Origin of the sequence: Chondromyces crocatus, from assembly GCF_001189295.1 — a bacterium.
GTDB classification, from domain to species: domain Bacteria; phylum Myxococcota_A; class Polyangia; order Polyangiales; family Polyangiaceae; genus Chondromyces; species Chondromyces crocatus.
In genome coordinates this window covers 2,022,366-2,039,171 of sequence record NZ_CP012159.1, presented here as the reverse complement: position 1 = coordinate 2,039,171, position 16,806 = coordinate 2,022,366, and the positions used below count along the sequence as shown (strand labels likewise).

General features: G+C 62.5%; 10 protein-coding genes and 2 tRNA genes. All 12 read right to left on the bottom strand.

Annotation, left to right across the window (positions count from 1 at the left end):
- Positions 1-68: 68 nt before the first annotated feature.
- Complete coding sequence (locus CMC5_RS07650; protein ID WP_050429782.1) at positions 69-2,186, bottom strand: DUF4388 domain-containing protein; 2,118 nt, start codon at positions 2,184-2,186, stop codon at positions 69-71.
- Between the two features lie 563 nt (positions 2,187-2,749).
- Entirely contained in the window at positions 2,750-7,033 is a 4,284-nt protein-coding gene (gene rpoC, locus CMC5_RS07645) for a DNA-directed RNA polymerase subunit beta' (protein ID WP_050429781.1), read from the bottom strand.
- Between the two features lie 99 nt (positions 7,034-7,132).
- A complete protein-coding gene (gene rpoB / locus CMC5_RS07640; RefSeq protein ID WP_050429780.1) occupies positions 7,133-11,266 on the bottom strand; it encodes a DNA-directed RNA polymerase subunit beta in 4,134 nt (1,377 codons plus the stop codon).
- A 322-nt stretch (positions 11,267-11,588) separates the two neighbouring features.
- The gene (gene rplL / locus CMC5_RS07635; RefSeq protein ID WP_050429779.1) at positions 11,589-11,975 is read right to left on the bottom strand and encodes a 50S ribosomal protein L7/L12; all 387 of its coding nucleotides are present in this window, start codon (positions 11,973-11,975) and stop codon (positions 11,589-11,591) included.
- A gap of 94 nt (positions 11,976-12,069) precedes the next feature.
- Positions 12,070-12,603, bottom strand: a complete 534-nt coding sequence (gene rplJ, locus CMC5_RS07630) for a 50S ribosomal protein L10 (protein ID WP_050429778.1) — start codon at positions 12,601-12,603, stop codon at positions 12,070-12,072.
- A 3-nt stretch (positions 12,604-12,606) separates the two neighbouring features.
- Complete coding sequence (rplA, locus tag CMC5_RS07625) at positions 12,607-13,311, bottom strand: 50S ribosomal protein L1 (RefSeq protein WP_050429777.1); 705 nt, start codon at positions 13,309-13,311, stop codon at positions 12,607-12,609.
- A gap of 166 nt (positions 13,312-13,477) precedes the next feature.
- Positions 13,478-13,921, bottom strand: a complete 444-nt coding sequence (rplK, locus tag CMC5_RS07620; RefSeq protein ID WP_050429776.1) for a 50S ribosomal protein L11 — start codon at positions 13,919-13,921, stop codon at positions 13,478-13,480.
- Between the two features lie 137 nt (positions 13,922-14,058).
- Complete coding sequence (gene nusG / locus CMC5_RS07615; RefSeq protein WP_050429775.1) at positions 14,059-14,589, bottom strand: transcription termination/antitermination protein NusG; 531 nt, start codon at positions 14,587-14,589, stop codon at positions 14,059-14,061.
- A gap of 28 nt (positions 14,590-14,617) precedes the next feature.
- On the bottom strand, positions 14,618-15,247 hold the full coding sequence (secE, locus tag CMC5_RS42185; RefSeq protein ID WP_082363415.1) for a preprotein translocase subunit SecE: 630 nt from the start codon (positions 15,245-15,247) through the stop codon (positions 14,618-14,620).
- Between the two features lie 51 nt (positions 15,248-15,298).
- A tRNA-Trp gene (locus CMC5_RS07605) sits at positions 15,299-15,371 on the bottom strand.
- A gap of 86 nt (positions 15,372-15,457) precedes the next feature.
- Complete coding sequence (gene tuf, locus CMC5_RS07600) at positions 15,458-16,648, bottom strand: elongation factor Tu (protein WP_050429774.1); 1,191 nt, start codon at positions 16,646-16,648, stop codon at positions 15,458-15,460.
- 63 nt (positions 16,649-16,711) lie between these two features.
- Positions 16,712-16,787: transfer RNA gene (locus CMC5_RS07595), tRNA-Thr, on the bottom strand.
- Between the last annotated feature and the right edge of the window lie 19 nt (positions 16,788-16,806).

Sequence of the window (16,806 nt, the reverse complement as noted above, 5' to 3'; positions counted from 1 at the left end):
GGGTGAACGCGCCACGGCTGTGAGGACATATCCATCCCCCCAGCATGGCGCCTGCTTCTGCGAACGCCCTATCCGATCGTCCCTTCGTCGAGGCGCCGCATCCCTTCCAGCAGCAGCCCCTCCGGCGACTGCTTGATGGTGCGTGCGCCCGGCGTGAAGTTCGGGTCGAGCCGGAAGTCGCCCTCGTGCAGGGTCAGCATCTTGTAGAACGCGTCCTCGCCCTGCACACCGCTGTAGAGCGCATGGATGATCTGGCCATCGGCGAAATGGATCTCGCCAGGTCCCGAGACCGTCTGAATCTTGAGCGCGCAGGTTCGGCGGCCGTGCCACAGGATCTGCACCATGTCGGGCAACCCCATCTCCGAGAGGGAACCCGTGACGCCCTTGCCCGGTTTACTGGAAGCCTTCCGCTCGATGATCTGCCGCAAGCGAACGGCAAAGATATCGGCAGTTACCGGCTTCGAAGCGATGTCGTCGACGCCGAGATCGAAAGCGCGCTGTGCAGTCTGTCGATCTGTCTTCGAGGTGAGGATCACCCACGCCTTGTCCCGGCCGATTCCAGCCTTGAGCGACTCGCTCCTCAGCGTGAGCCCCCCATCAGGCTCTTCGAGATCGATCTCGCTGACGACGATCTCGATCTCACGCGACTCGAGTTCACGTCGCGCTTGAACGGCCGTACGAGCGATGTACACGTCGAAGCCCTGCTCGATGAGCCGGAGTTCGAGCACCGTCGTCTCCTCCGGATCGGGATCCACGATGAGCGCGGTGTGGCGGTCCGCCAGCAGCTTCGCCTTGATGTCGTCACCGGTCATCACCTGGCGGAAGAGGTCGACGATGTTGGGATCGAAGACAGTCCCCCTGTACTGGGCGAGGACATCGCACGCTTCCGCCGGCCGCAGCGTCTTCCGGTAGGGATTTCTCGGGTTCTGCGAGAGATCGGCGTAGGTATCCACGACCGCGAGGACGCGTGAACCGAGGGGGATCTCCTTCCCTGCCAGACCGTCGGGGAAGCCGGTGCCGTCGTATCGCTCGTACATGTGCGTGATGGCCCCGGTGATCTCCTGGGGGATGCCAGCGGATTCCATGAGCTGGGCAGGGAGCTCGACAGCCTTCGTCGCCGCGAGCCGATGGCCTTCGTACTCTGCGACATTGAGCGCCGTCAGATGGTAAGGCCCCGCCTTGCCGAGATCGTGGAGGTAGCAAGCGGCCACATAGGACGCGACACTCGCCGGAGCTAGCCCGATGCGCTCGCACAGCTTGCGCGCCAGACGAGCAACGGTGGAAGAGTGGCCGCGTAGATCCTGCCGGTTGTTCTCCAGCAGCGTCACGAGGACGTTGAGCGTCTCGAGATACTCGTGTGTCGTCGTCGGAGGCGGCGGCGGCTCAGGAGCAGGCACAGGCGCAGGCGCAAGCGCCGGTCCCGTCGCGGTGACATTCTGCGCAGTCGTTGGTGCGGGAGGCAGTGGTGTCGGAGGCGCCAGGACCCGCGGCGGCACCGTGGGTGGACGCTGCGGAGGCGTTTGCGTGACCGCCACGGAGGGGACTGCAGGGGGCGTGGGCGCAGGCGCGGGCAGCGGGACCGAGGTGACCGCAGGAGGTGCTTGCTGAATCTGAAAGCTGGTCGTTACCCCCGTCTGGGTACGCTCGAAGGGGTCGCGGGGCTCTTTGTAGAAGAAGTCCTCGTAGTTGTGCACCGGCCGAAGCAGCGCGTTGAATGCCGTCGCATCTCCTCTGTAGTGGTAGGAGATCGCGGCTCTCACAGCGGCTGGTCGCGCAACGATGGCTCGAACGTCACGCACCCCCGCCGCCAGCTTCACCTCGTGCAGTGCAGCGTCATTGTCAGGATCCGCAGTCGCCACGGAGAGCGTCGACGCTCGATCGTCGAGCAGCACCGGAAACATTCCATGCAGCGTCGCGGTGACGGCGGAAACCTTGGACAGCACCCTCGAATCGATGATCGCCTTGGACAGCTTCTCGCTCGAGACGAAGCGGGTGTTGTGAAGCGTCGCGATGAACTTCAACAGATCCGCTTCGCTCAGAATATCGAGCTCTATGATCGCGTCCTCGATACGCGAGCGGTTCCGTGTCGCGTGCTCCACTGCGCGGCGGTAGTCGTCATGTGCGATCCGCCCATCGAGAAGCAAGCGGTCCGCGATCCGCTGGTTGATGCCCTGGAACGCAACCATCGATCCGTTGATTGTAGCCACAATCCGAGCGCGGCGCGTAGGGTAGCAGCGGTAACGGCTGGAAATTGGGCTGCAGCGTCGCTCGCAAGCCTCCTAGCCGTCCAGGCCAGCACTCCTCGCGTCATGCCGCACGCCAGCGCAGCACCTCAACGCGTCGGCAGAGGTGTCCGAGAGATTACAGGGTCAAACGCCTCTCGTCGAGCCGGACCTCATGAGTTCCCAGGAGGAGGCACCTCGCCACACGCAAGGACATGACCGTGATCTCCGTGATGGGGCGCCACCGGAGTCGGTAGGGTCCCACGCGGCGAGCGAGCCAAGCGACAGGATGAGCGCTTCCCATGCCTCTGAAAGGCTATGGCCAAGCTCACACCGCGCGTCCTGCTGACGGAAAACCTCGACCGTTCCCACAACGGTTCCGAATCGTCAGGAGGATGCCCATCGACCGGCGCGCTTCGAGCAAGCCCCTCGACGCGACCCAGTCGGGAATGAAGTGAGTAGCGAGGGAGGGAGGGAATGCCTCGGTCTTCCCATGGAGGACCGAGGCATCGCAGGGAATGTGCGTTCTACTCTTCGTTCACCGCCGAGAGCGTCTCTTCGGGGCGGGGCCGAACGGCTGGAGCCGCCGGCGGGAGCTGCGCCTCGCCATCAATGACGATCTGGAGACGCTTGTATGCCGGGAGTCCGGTCCCGGCCGGGATGAGACGTCCCATGATGACGTTCTCCTTCAAGCCGCGCAGGTCGTCCGTCTTCCCGTTGATCGCGGCTTCCGTCAGGACCTTCGTCGTCTCCTGGAACGACGAGGCGCTGATGAAGGACTCCGTCGAGAGGCTCGCCTTCGTAATACCGAGCAGAAGCGGCTCGGCGATCGCCGGCTTGCCTCCGCGCTCCAGGACGCGCTCGTTCTCGCGCTCGAAGAGGTGCTTCTCCACCTGCTCATCCACGAGGAAGTTGGTGTCACCCACTTCGCGCACGCGAACCCGACGCAACATCTGCCGCACAATCACTTCGATGTGCTTGTCGTTGATGGTCACGCCCTGCAGGCGATAAACCTGCTGGATCTCGTTCACCAGCCATGCGGCCAGCTCTTTCTCACCCTTGACGCGCAGAATGTCATGCGGATTGGGCGGCCCATCCATCAGGGGATCACCTGCACGAACACGGTCGCCAGGCTGGACCTGAATGTGCTTCCCCTTCGGGATGAGATACTCACGAGCCTGATCGCTGAGCATCGCGCTATCAGGACCCATCGGCGTGATGATGACCTTCCGCTTGCCCTTGGTGTCCTTGCCGAAGTTCACCTCGCCGTCGATCTCGGTGATGATCGCGTGATCCTTCGGCTTCCGCGCCTCGAAGAGCTCCGCGACGCGCGGGAGGCCGCCGGTGATGTCCTGCACCTTCGTCGTGTCGCGCGGCATCTTTGCGATGACCTCGCCTGCCTCGATGAGGTCACCCTCCTGAGCAACGATGTGCGCACCGACGGGCAACAGGTAGCGTGCATCGAGCGTGCTGTTCGGCAGCTTCAGCGTATCCCCGGACACCTGGTCCTTGAGGGTGATGCGAGGACGAACGTCCGTCGCCTTCGACTCGATGACGACCTTTCGCGAGAGGCCGGTCACCTCGTCGACACGCTCTTGAACGCTGACACCCTCGATGAGATCGCCGAACTTCACGATCCCGGAGACCTCCGTGAGGATGGGCGTCGCGAACTGATCCCACTCGGCGAGCAGGTCACCAGGCTTCACCCGGTCCCCGTCGGCGAGCTTGAGGATTGCACCGTAAACGAGGCGATTATGCTCTCGCTCACGGCCCGTCTCGTCGACCACGATGATCTCGCCGTGGCGGTTCATCACCACCATGGTGCCGTCTTTCTTCTTCTGAATGACGGCGCGACGTAGCCGAACGGTCCCTTCGGTCCGAGCCTCGAGGTAGCTGGCCTCGATCTTCCCGCGCGCGGCCGTTCCACCGATGTGGAACGTGCGCATGGTGAGCTGAGTGCCCGGCTCGCCGATCGACTGAGCGGCGATGATGCCCACCGACTCACCGATGTTCACGCGGTAACCGCGTGCCAGGTCGCGTCCGTAGCAAAGCGCGCAGACTCCCCGCCGTAGCTGGCAAGTCAGCACGGAGCGGATTGCGACCTCCTCGATACCGGCGTCCTCGATGATCCTCACGGCCGATTCGTCGAGTTCCGAGTTCGCCCGAACCAGGACCTCGCCGGTCAGCGGGTCGACGACATCATCGAGCGTCACGCGGCCGAGGATGCGCTCGCCGAGCGGCTGGATGACCTCACCGGCCTCCTCCAGCTTCGCCACGCGGATGCCATCCAGTGTCCCGCAATCGAAGTCGGAGATGACCGCATCCTGGGCGACGTCGACGAGGCGCCGGGTCAAGTACCCGGAGTTGGCCGTCTTCAGCGCCGTATCCGCCAGACCCTTCCGAGCGCCATGGGTCGAGATGAAGTACTGGAGCACGCTCAGTCCTTCACGGAAATTCGCGGTGATTGGCGTCTCGATGATCTCGCCAGAGGGCTTCGCCATCAGCCCGCGCATTGCGGCCAGCTGCCGGATCTGCTGCGTCGAACCGCGCGCTCCGCTGTCGGCCATGATGTAGATGGGGTTGAAGCTCTGCTCTTGCTGCTCCTCGCCCGTTTCGGGATCGACCACGGTCTCGTTCCGGATCCCGCCCATCATCTCGCTGGTGACCTGGTCGGCAATGCTCGCCCAGATATCGACGATCTTGTTGTAGCGCTCGCCGTCGGTGATCAAGCCCTCTTGATACTGCTCGATGACGCGTTCCACTTCCTTCTGAGCTTCGCCCAGGAGGACCTTCTTGGCGGGCGGGATCACCATGTGATCCATGCAGATCGAGACGCCCGCCTTGGTGGCGTGATCGAAGCCCAACGTACGCAGACGGTCTGCAAGCAGCACCGTCTCCTTGTTTCGATGGATGCGGTAGCAAACGTCGATCAGCTGGGACAGCGCCTTCTTGTCGAGGACCTTGTTCACGTACTCGAAAGGCAGCTTCTTCGGCAGAACCTCCGAGATGAGCACGCGCCCGACCGTGGTCTGCACGACGGTACGCTTGATGTGCCCATTCTCGTCCAGGACCGGCTTGCCATCGTCGTCGATGATCGGGACCCGGACGCGAATGCCCGCATGGAGCGTGACCGCCCCATGGTCATAGGCCATCCGCACCTCTTCCTTCGAGGCATAGACCCCTCGCAGGTAACCCGAGGTGCCCCCGTCCTCGCCGACCGTCAGCGAGCCAGCGCGGAACGCGCCCTTGGCGAACTTCCGCTCACGCGTCGCGTAATACAACCCGAGCACGATATCCTGAGTCGGGTTGATGATCGGCTTCCCGCTCGCGGGAGACAGGATGTTGTTCGTGCTCATCATGAGCACGCGCGCTTCCATCTGCGCTTCAATCGACAGCGGCACATGGACCGCCATCTGATCGCCGTCGAAGTCTGCGTTGAACGCAGCGCAGACCAGAGGGTGAAGCTGAATGGCCTTTCCTTCGATGAGGACCGGCTCGAATGCCTGAATACCCAGTCGGTGCAGCGTCGGCGCGCGATTGAGCAGCACGGGGTGCTCGCTGATGACCTCTTCGAGGATGTCCCAGACCTCGGGACGCTCCTTCTCGACCATCTTCTTCGCACTCTTGATGGTATTGACGTACCCGCGCTCTTCCAGCTTGTTGTAGATGAACGGCTTGAAGAGCTCGAGGGCCATCTTCTTGGGAAGACCGCACTGGTGGAGACGCAGCGTGGGTCCGACCACGATGACGGAACGGCCGGAGTAATCGACACGCTTCCCGAGCAGATTCTGGCGGAAGCGGCCCTGCTTCCCCTTCAGCATGTCCGACAGCGACTTGAGCGGTCGCTTGTTGGGCCCGGTGATGGTCTTGCCACGGCGGCCATTGTCGAACAGCGCGTCGACCGCCTCCTGCAGCATGCGACGCTCGTTCCGGATGATGATCTCAGGAGCATTCAGCTCAAGAAGACGCTTCAATCGGTTGTTACGATTGATGACGCGGCGATAGAGATCATTGAGATCGCTCGTCGCGAAGCGCCCACCATCCAGCGGTACGAGGGGGCGGAGATCGGGCGGCAGCACGGGAATCACCGTGAGCATCATCCACTCCGGCCGATTCCCGCTCTCGCGGAATGCCTCGACGACCTTCAGACGCTTGGCGAGCTTCTTTCGCTTGGCCTCGCTGGTCGCGCTCCGCATCTCGGTGCGCAGCAGCTCCGCCAGCGCATGGACGTCCACCTGCTTGAGCATCTCGAGGACCGCCTCACCGCCCATTCCGGCAGCGAACCTGTCATCGCCATACTCCTCGATGATCTGCATGTAGCGCTCTTCGCTGAGCAGATCGCCCCGCTGCAGCGGGGTGTCCTTGGGATCGATGACGATATAGGCCTCGCAATAGAGAACCTTCTCGAGATCCTTCAAGGTGATATCGAGCATATTGCCGATACGCGACGGCAAGCTCTTGAGGAACCAGATATGGGCGACGGGCGTCGCGAGCGAGATGTGGCCGAGCCGCTCGCGCCGCACCTTCGACTGGATGACCTCGACGCCGCACTTCTCGCACACGATCCCACGGTGCTTCATGCGCTTGTACTTGCCGCAGTTGCACTCGTAGTCCTTCACCGGCCCGAAGATCTTCGCGCAGAAGAGGCCGTCGCGCTCGGGCTTGAAGGTCCTGTAGTTGATGGTCTCGGGCTTCTTCACCTCGCCGTGAGACCACTCGCGGATCTTCTCAGGACTTGCGAGCGATATACGAATCGCGCTGAAAGACAGCGGGTCCTTGGGCTTCTCGAAGAAGCTGAAGATGTCACGCATGTAGACCTCCCGGAAGCGAAACCACGTCAGTTAGAAGCGACCCACGGACTGCCGCCGTGGCGACATACCGAATCATCTGCGGTGTGCTGAGGAGCCGCATCACTCCTCCTCTGCAGCAGATGCTTCGAGGCCGCTCGTCTCGACCAACTCCACATTCAAGCACAGCGACTGCAATTCCTTGATCAGCACGTTGAAGCTCTCGGGAAGCCCCGCCTCGAGCGTGTACTCGCCTTTGACGATGGCCTCGTACATCCGAGTACGGCCCATGACGTCATCGCTCTTGACCGTGAGGAACTCCTGGAGGGCGTAGGCCGCGCCATAAGCCTCCATCGCCCACACTTCCATCTCGCCCAATCGCTGCCCGCCGAATTGTGCCTTACCGCCCAGGGGCTGCTGGGTAACGAGCGAGTACGGCCCGATCGAGCGTGCGTGGATCTTGTCGTCGACCAGGTGGTGAAGCTTCAGCATGTACATGATGCCGACCGTCACATCCTGATCGAACGCCTCGCCGGTTCGACCATCGAACAGAATGGTCTGCCCCGTGGACGGCAGCTTCGCGAGCTGCAGTGCGCCCTTGATGTCGGCCTCGTGCGCGCCGTCGAAGACCGGAGAGGCCATGTGGACGCCTCGCTTCAGCTTTCGAGCGAAGCGATTCACTTCATCGTCCTGGATGACGTCGACGATCTGCTCGACCGACTCGTCTCCGCCATAGATCGCCCGGATCTGCGAACGAAGCTCAGCGACCGCGCGCTGCTCCTCCAGCATCCTCGTCACCTGGCGGCCCAGCTCATAGGCGCCCCACCCCAGATGAATCTCGAGAATCTGGCCCACGTTCATGCGGCTGGGAACGCCCAGGGGATTCAGCACGACGTCGACGGGGCTGCCGTCCTGCAGGTACGGCATGTCCTCTTCCGGGAGGATCCGGCTGATGACGCCCTTGTTGCCGTGGCGCCCGGCCATCTTGTCGCCGACCTGGAGCTTTCGCTTGATGGCGATGTAGACCTTCACCATCTTGATCACGCCCGGCGGCAGCTCGTCTCCCTTCGACAAGCGCTCGATCTTGTCGCGGAAGTGCTCCTCCCGGGCCCGGACCAGCTCCTCCAGGTCGCCGAGGATCTGCTGCGCCTGCTCCGCCTCTTCGACCGGGACCTCGCCCCAGTATTTGCGCGGAATCTCGGCGAGCGCCGCGTCGTCGACGATCATGCCCTTCTGGAGGAGGACCTTGCCTTTGTCGTCGACCAGTTTGCCGTTGGTCTCCTTGCCGACGAGGATCTCCCGCACGCGACGATAGAACGAGTCACGGAGGATCTTGATCTCCTCGTCACGAGTCCGCTCGATCCGAGCGCGCTCCTGGTCCTCGATGTCCTTCGCGCGCTCGTCCTTCTCCGTCCCTTTGCGCGAGAACACGCGCGCATTGATGACGATACCGCCGACCCCGGGCGGCACCTTCAAGGAGCTATCCCGGACGTCTCCGGCCTTCTCACCGAAGATGGCGCGCAGCAGCTTCTCCTCGGGGGAGAGCTGCGTCTCACCCTTGGGCGTGATCTTCCCGACGAGGATGTCGCCCGGCCGAACTTCGGCGCCGATGCGCACGATGCCCGAGTCGTCGAGGTCCTTGAGGGCTTCCTCGCCCACGTTCGGGATATCCCGGGTGATCTCTTCCTTGCCCAGCTTGGTATCGCGGGCGACGCACTCGAACTCCTCGATGTGAATCGACGTGAATACGTCATCCTTCGCGATGCGCTCCGAGACCAGGATCGAGTCCTCGAAGTTGTAGCCCTGCCAGGGCATGAAGGCGACGAGCACGTTCTGACCGAGGGCCAGCTCGCCCATGTCGCAGGACGGCCCGTCCGCGAGCACATCGCCGACCTTCACCACATCGCCCGTCCGAACGATGGGCTTCTGGGTGTAGCAGGTGCTCTGGTTGGAGCGCTGGAACTTCATCATGTGGTAGATGTCGGGGACCTCGGCGCCTTCGCCGCCGAGCGCCCTGACGACGACGCGGGTGGCGTCGACGCTCTCCACCACACCGGGGCGCCGCGCGACCACGCAGACGCCAGAGTCACGCGCCAGCCGGGCTTCCATGCCGGTCCCGACGAGGGGTGCCTCGGACTTGATCAGCGGCACTGCCTGCCGCTGCATGTTCGCACCCATCAGCGCGCGGTTGGCGTCGTCGTGCTCCAGGAACGGCACCAGGGCGGCCGCGACGCTCACCATCTGGTTGGGCGCCACGTCGATCAGCTCGATCATTTCGGGCGCGACGATCTTGAACTCACCGTTGTAGCGGGCAGAGATCGCCGACTCACGGAACTGATCGTTCTCGCCAATCTCCACGGTCGCCTGGGCGATGTACTTACCCTCCTCTTCGAGGGCAGAGAGCCAGACCACCTCACCGCTCACCTGCCCGTCGATCACCTTCCGATAGGGCGTCTCGACGAAGCCGAACTCGTTCACACGAGCGAACGTCGACAGAGACGCAATGAGGCCGATGTTCGGCCCTTCCGGCGTCTCGATCGGGCAGATACGACCGTAGTGGGTGGTGTGAACGTCACGAACCTCGAAACCCGCTCGCTCCCGCGTCAAGCCGCCCGGCCCGAGGGCCGAGAGCCTCCGCTTGTGGGTGACCTCGGAGAGCGGGTTGGTCTGGTCCATGAACTGCGACAGCTGGGAGCTGCCGAAGTATTCCTTCACCACCGCGCTCACCGGCTTGGCATTGATCAAGTCGTGCGGCATGAGCGTGTCGATCTCTTGCGACATGCTCATGCGCTCCTTGATGGCGCGCTCCATGCGGACGAGTCCGATGCGATACTGATTCTCCATCAGCTCGCCGACGGCGCGCACGCGACGATTGCCGAGGTGATCGATGTCGTCCACCGAGCCGCGACCATTCTTCAGCTCGATCAGGTGGCGCACCGTCTCCAGGATGTCCTGGGGCGTGAGCACGGTCATGTCGAGCGACGGGCGCTGCTCGTCGACCACGTCACGATAGAACTTGTAATTGAGCTTCAGCCGGCCGACCTTCGAAAGGTCATAACGTTCCGGATTGAAGAACAGATTGTGGAAGAGCGTCTTCGCCGTCTCCAGGGTCGGCGGATCGCCCGGCCTCAGGCGGCGATAGATTTCGAGGATCGCATCGTCCGTCGTCTTCACCTTGTCCGCGAGCAGCGTATCTCGCAGGTAAGAGCCGACGTTCAGGCCATCGATGAACAGAATCTTGAACTGCTCGATGTTCGCCTCGCGAATCCGCTCGAGCTTCGCCTCGGTGAGTTCCTCGTTCACCCCCAGGATGGCCTCACCCGTCTCGGGATCGAAGACGTCGTGCGCAGCGACCTTCCCCGTGAGCTCTTCGGGCTCCAACGAGAGGCGGTCGAGCTTGCCTTCCTTCATCTTCCGGATGGCCGCGCGAGTGAACTTGGTGTTCTTCTTGACGATGACCTCGGAGCCGACCTTGATGTCCTTCGTCGTCCGCTGGCCGGGGAGAAGGTCGTACTCGATGCTCTTCGCGTACTTGCCGCCCTCTTCGAGGTACACGGTCTCCGTCGAATAGAAATAGTTGAGCAGGTCCTGGGTCGTATATCCCAGCGCGCGCAACAGCACCGTGGCGTGCATCTTCCGTCGACGGTCGATTCGAACGTAAATGATGTCCTTCGGATCGAACTCGAAATCGAGCCAGGAGCCGCGATAAGGGATCACCCTCGCCGAATAGAGCAGCTTGCCGCTCGAATGCGTCTTGCCCTTGTCGTGATCGAAGAAGACGCCCGGGCTGCGGTGAAGCTGGCTGACGACGACGCGCTCGGTACCATTGATGATGAACGTACCCGTCTCGGTCATCAGCGGAAGCTCACCGAAGTAAACCTCCTGCTCCTTGATGTCCCGCACGATGCGCTCACCGCCATCGCGCGTATCGTAGATCATCAGCTGATTGGTGACCTTGATGGGCGCCGCATAGGTCATGCCCCGCTGCCGGCACTCCTCCACGTCGTACTTCGGCGGCTCGAGGTTGTACGAGACGAATACGAGCTCGCTCGTGCCGTTGAAGTCCTTGATTGGAAAGACTGAGCGAAAGACCGCCTGCAAGCCGACTTCCTCCCGCTCGTGCGGGGGGATGTTCATTTGCAGGAACTTGTCGTAGCTCGACTTCTGGATATCGATCAGGTTGGGGACGTCGATGATGCGACGCACGCGGCCGAGGTTCTTGCGGACGCGGAAGTTGTTTTGGACGACGGGCGGCATCGATTTCCTCCAGCTCTCACGGACGGCACGGGGCGGACGCACGGCGCGATCCGAGCAGCGAACACGACGAAGCTACGGAACAGAGATGGGTGAACGTCCCCGGGTGGTGGAGCGCGATCGGGTCGGTCGGGGACTCGGCCAACCTGAAAGGGCAGGACGCCCGGGGCTCCGGGTGAGGGATCGAGACAAAAAAGAGGGCTGCGGCAGGGATAGAACTCCCTGCCGCCTCAGAGCGGCGGTTCCCGAGATCAGAGGTACGATTGGCATACCCCCCAGCAAGCTAGGTGGCACTTCCATACCTTCGAGGCGGGAAGCGTCGTCCTTACTTGAGCTCGACGGTCGCACCAGCCTCGACGAGCTTCTTCTTCATCTCCTCCGCGTCCGCCTTGGAGACCTGCTCCTTGACGGTCTTGGGGGCAGCCTCGACGAGGTCCTTCGCTTCCTTCAGGCCCAGCCCGGTGATCTCCCGGATGGCCTTGATGACGGCGATCTTGTTGCCACCGGCGTTCGCCAGGACGACATCGAACTCCGTCTGCTCAGGAGCCTTCTCGGCAGTAGCAGCCGTGCCGGGGGTGGCGGCCACAGCGACGGCAGCGGGAGCGGCCTTCACGCCCCACTTGTTTTCCAGCTCCTTGATGAGCTCTGCAATCTGAATGACAGGGAGGTTGGAGAGGTAATCGACAACCTGCTCGCGGGTGATCTCAGCCATGACACGGACTCCTTCGACAAACTGCCTGCCAACCGTAGGAGGTTGGCCACATAAACCAATTTGCACTGGGCGCAAGCCCAAAACTCATGCCGGACTAGCTCGCTGCGCCGCCAGCGCTGTCTTCCTTCGCCTTCAAGAGGTAGGCAAAGTTCTGAAGCGGTGCGTTCAGCTGCTGAACGAATTGCTGCAAGGGGGCCTGCAGGGTCGCCAGGAGCATCGCCCGAAGCTCATCCTTGCCAGGCATCGTCGCGAGCTGCTCTTCCACGGCTTCCGCCGAGAGGAGCTCACCCTCGATCAAGCCCGCCTTGATCTGAAGCTTCTGGTTATCCTTCCTGAACGCCTTGAGCACCTTGGCCGCAGCGCTCGGATCCTCGAAGCTCCACGCAACTCCGGTCATTCCCCGCAGCGTCGTGTCGAGCTTCTTGGCCCAAGGGAGAGCCTTCACGGCCTGGTGCACCAAGGTGTTCTTGACCACCTTGTACTCCACGCCTGACTTCTGGAACTCCTGCCTCAGCTTCGTGACCGCTTCGACGTTGAGTCCTTTGAAGTCGATGAAGACCACCGACGTCATCCGCTCGAACTTTTCACGGACCGAGCTGACGATGACTTCCTTCTGCGATTTGTCCATGGCCTATACCTCCTTCGCGCTGAACTGAAGGGGATCGATCCTGACCCCTGGTCCCATCGTGGAGGCCATGGTGATGCTGCGCAGATAGATTCCCTTGGCCGTTGCGGGCTTCGCGCGGATGAGCGCTTGAAGCAGTGCGTCCGCATTGGCCGCCAGTTTGTCCTCTGCAAAGGAGCACTTGCCGATTCGTGCGTGGACGATGCCAGCGCGCTCGACGCGATACTCCACCTTGCCCGCCTTCGCCTCGTTCACCGCCGTCTTCACGTCGAAGGTGACGGTGCCGACCTTGGGGTTTGGCATGAGCCCACGAGGGCCGAGAATCCGACCCAGCTTCCCGACGAGGCCCATCATGTCAGGCGTCGCAATGACTCGGTCGAAATCCAGGAAGCCTTCCTGGACCTTCGCGACGAGCTCCTCCGCACCCACCGAGTCGGCACCGGCGGCCTCAGCCTCCCGTGCCTTCTCGCCTTTGGCGAAGACCAGGACACGAAGCGATTGCCCCGTGCCGTGCGGCAGAACGACAGCACCACGGACCATCTGGTCAGCGTGCTTGGGATTCACCCCGAGCCGGACAGCGATGTCGACGGTCTCGTCGAACTTGGCCGAAGCCGCCTTCTTGACGAGCCCACACGCCTCCAGCAGGGCGTATTTCTGGCCGCGATCTACGACAGCTCGCGCCGCAGCCTTCTTCTTGGCGACTTTAGGCATATATCCTCCTTGCGTAACGGCTTTCGCCTCCCACGGTGCGCCTCAGACCGTGGTGAACTTTCTCCGATGCCTGATTGCCCTTGACGTATGGCGTTGACGGCATCGTTAGCAAACTGGCGCGACGATCAACCGGCAAACTCTTCGCTCCAGGACGGAGCGACGACCGTCAATCGCCGATCTCGATCCCCATCGACCGAGCCGTGCCCGCCATGTTGCGCATCGCGGACTCGAGGTTGGTCGTGTTCATGTCCTGCATCTTGAGCTGAGCGAGCTCTTGAAGCTGCTTCTGCGTGATCTTGCCGACCTTGTTCTTGTTCGGCTCCTTCGAACCAGCGCCGGGCTTCTTCGACGTGGGCAGACCCGCGGCCTTCTTGAGCAGAACGGACGCCGGAGGCGTCTTCATGATGAAGGTGAAGGAGCGGTCCGAATAGACCGTGATCACCACCGGGATGATCATGTCTCCCTGCGAGGCCGTCCTTGCGTTGAAGTCCTTGCAGAACGCCATGATGTTGACGCCGTGCTGACCGAGCGCAGGGCCAACGGGCGGCGACGGATTGGCCTTCCCCGCCGGGAGCTGCAGCTTCACGAAACCGGTGACTTTCTTCGCCATGTTCTTCGCACCCTATCGGCCCGCCGCCATTTCGGGCGGGTTTCTCATCCATCGATGCAGAGGACTCTCAGGAACCCTCTCACTCCGCCGCTGGCAGCCAACTCGGCGCTCACGGCGACTCCGGCTTCGTGAAGCGTCTATCGCTTCTCTACAGCAGAGAAATCGAGTTCGACGCTCGTGGGACGCCCAAAGATACTCACCTTCACCTTGAGCTTCTGCTTGTCCATCTTCACGTCGTCGACCGTGCCCGTGAAGTTCGCGAAGGCCCCGTCCAGCACCCGGACTTCCTCGCCGACCTCGAACGTCAGCTTCGGCTTGGGCTTGACCGCACCCTCGACGATCCCCTTGCGCAGGCTCTCAATCTGAGAGAGGGGGACCTCCTGGGGAGACTGGTTTCCGATGAAACCCGTCACCTTCGGCGTCTCCTTCACCAGGTGCCAAGCCTCTTCGCCCATCTCCATCTCGACGAAGATGTATCCGGGCAGGCTGAGCTTCTGCCTGACCCTGGTCTTTCCACCAGGGCGCGTCTCGGTCACGGTCTCGCTCGGGATCAGAATCTCCCCGAACCGATCTTCCATCGCATACTGCTTCATTCGTTGCAGTAGCGCGTCGCGCACCTTCGCCTCGTATCCCGAGTAGGTGTGGATGACGTACCACTTCTTCGCCATGGCGCGTGGCTCCCTCAGGACTGCTGCCTCAACTACCATCGCCGTAAACGATGCTAGTTACGAATGCCCAGAATCGATCAAGCAGCGTCAGATAGATGGTCGCCACCGTCGTCGCCGTGATGACGATGAAGGTCGCGTTGGTCACATCCTTCTTCGTGGGCCACTTTACTTTCGTCAGTTCGGTCGCGACTTCGTCCGCCCAGGTTCGGATCTCCGGATTTCGGTACATCCTGAGAACCAGAATCAGAGCAATGATGCCGCCGATGACGACCCCGTAGGTCGTCTTCTGCTCATCAGCGACGTTGGCGAGAACTGGGACGGCTCGGCTGAACCACGCCGTGCTCGCTGCGGTGGCCCAGACTCCATGGACCAGGCGCCCAATCAGGTAGGCAAAGAGCATCCCCGCCACGAAGAACGCGGCGAAGACATACTTATCGATGCCCAGCTGAGCGGCCGCCCCGTCGGACTCATCGTCCTCGTCGTCCTCTTCACCCGGCGCTACGACCTCTTCAGTGCCACCCTGGGCAATCGCGCTGCGCTTGGCGTCATTCTCATGAACGGCAAGCGCGGTCTCTTGCTCTGCGTCCGAGAGGTCTTCCTCTCGGTCCACAGGCTCGTCGCCTTCCGGCGCATTCTCGCTCTTCTTGCCTTTGGCCATGATCACACCAGCAACGCCGCGTCAGTCCAGGCAGATGCCTGTCCATCTCGGCAGGGGCAGAGAGGCTCGAACTCCCGACCTGCGGATTTGGAATCCGCTGCTCTACCAACTGAGCTATACCCCTAGGATTCTCGTCGTTCGAAACCCCGTACCGGACCAGGACAGCCAGGTCTAGGCCATCCTGGTCCCGGGCAGAGCTTTACTTCCAGCTCAGGCGAGAATCTTGGTGACCACGCCGGCGCCGACCGTCTTCCCACCCTCGCGGATGGCGAAGCGCATCTGCTCCTCCAGCGCGACCGGAGCGATCAGCTCGATGGTCATCGTGATGTTGTCGCCCGGCATCACCATCTTCACGCCCTCGGGCAGCTGAACCGTCCCGGTGACGTCGGTCGTGCGGATGTAGAACTGAGGCCGGTAGTTCGTGAAGAACGGCGTGTGACGGCCGCCCTCCTCCTTCTTCAGCACGTACACCTCACCCGTGAACTTGGTGTGCGGCGTGATCGAGCCGGGCTTCGCGAGCACCTGACCGCGCTCGATCTCCTCCTTCTCGACACCACGCAGCAGGCAGCCCACGTTGTCGCCGGCCTGCCCCTGGTCGAGCAGCTTCCGGAACATCTCGACGCCGGTGACCGTGGTCTTCTTGGTGTCGCGGAAGCCGATGATCTGGACCTCCTCGCCGACCTTGACCACACCGCGCTCGATACGACCCGTGGCAACCGTGCCGCGGCCCTTGATCGAGAACACGTCCTCGACTGCCATCAGGAACGGCTTGTCGATGTCGCGCTGCGGCTCGGGGATGTAGCTGTCGAGCGCCGCGAGGAGCTCGCCGATCTTGGCCTCCCACTTCTCCTCGCCCTGCAGCGCGGGGAGCGCCGCACCGCGGATCACGGGAGCGTTGTCGCCGTCGAACTTGTACTTGTTCAGCAGCTCGCGGACCTCCATCTCGACGAGGTCGAGCATCTCGGGGTCGTCCACTGCGTCACACTTGTTGAGGAACACGACGATGTGGTTCAGGCCGACCTGACGCGCGAGCAGCACGTGCTCACGGGTCTGCGGCATGACGCTGTCGAGCGCCGAGACCACCAGGATCGCGCCGTCCATCTGCGCGGCGCCGGTGATCATGTTCTTGATGTAGTCGGCGTGCCCGGGGCAGTCGACGTGCGCGTAGTGTCGGTTCGGCGACTCGTACTCGACGTGAGCCGCCGCGATCGTGACGGTCTTCGTGTCGTCACGGACCGTTCCACCCTTCGCGATGTCGGCGTACGAGATCGCCTTGGCCATCTGGCGCTTCGACTGCACCTTGACGATCGAGGCCGTCAGGGTGGTCTTGCCATGGTCGATGTGGCCGATCGTCCCCACGTTCACGTGGGGCTTCGTACGATTGAATTTCTCCTTGGCCATCGAGATCTCTCCTGCCGACTGAAGTTCGCGACTGCGTGTCTTCTACAACCCGTCTACTGCGTCTGGAGCCCACCATCGGGATTGAACCGACGACCTCGTCCTTACCAAGGACGTGCTCTGCCAACTGAGCTAGGTGGGCAATGTCATGAACCGACCTC

Bases quoted from the DNA above. Each gene is read 5' to 3' on its own strand.
- CMC5_RS07650 (WP_050429782.1), bottom strand. From the start codon at position 2,186: ATGGTTGCGTTCCAGGGCATCAACCAGCGGATCGCGGACCGCTTGCTT.
- rpoC (WP_050429781.1), bottom strand. From the start codon at position 7,033: ATGCGTGACATCTTCAGCTTCTTCGAGAAGCCCAAGGACCCGCTGTCT.
- rpoB (WP_050429780.1), bottom strand. From the start codon at position 11,266: ATGCCGCCCGTCGTCCAAAACAACTTCCGCGTCCGCAAGAACCTCGGC.
- rplL (WP_050429779.1), bottom strand. From the start codon at position 11,975: ATGGCTGAGATCACCCGCGAGCAGGTTGTCGATTACCTCTCCAACCTC.
- rplJ (WP_050429778.1), bottom strand. From the start codon at position 12,603: ATGGACAAATCGCAGAAGGAAGTCATCGTCAGCTCGGTCCGTGAAAAG.
- rplA (WP_050429777.1), bottom strand. From the start codon at position 13,311: ATGCCTAAAGTCGCCAAGAAGAAGGCTGCGGCGCGAGCTGTCGTAGAT.
- rplK (WP_050429776.1), bottom strand. From the start codon at position 13,921: ATGGCGAAGAAAGTCACCGGTTTCGTGAAGCTGCAGCTCCCGGCGGGG.
- nusG (WP_050429775.1), bottom strand. From the start codon at position 14,589: ATGGCGAAGAAGTGGTACGTCATCCACACCTACTCGGGATACGAGGCG.
- secE (WP_082363415.1), bottom strand. From the start codon at position 15,247: ATGGCCAAAGGCAAGAAGAGCGAGAATGCGCCGGAAGGCGACGAGCCT.
- tuf (WP_050429774.1), bottom strand. From the start codon at position 16,648: ATGGCCAAGGAGAAATTCAATCGTACGAAGCCCCACGTGAACGTGGGG.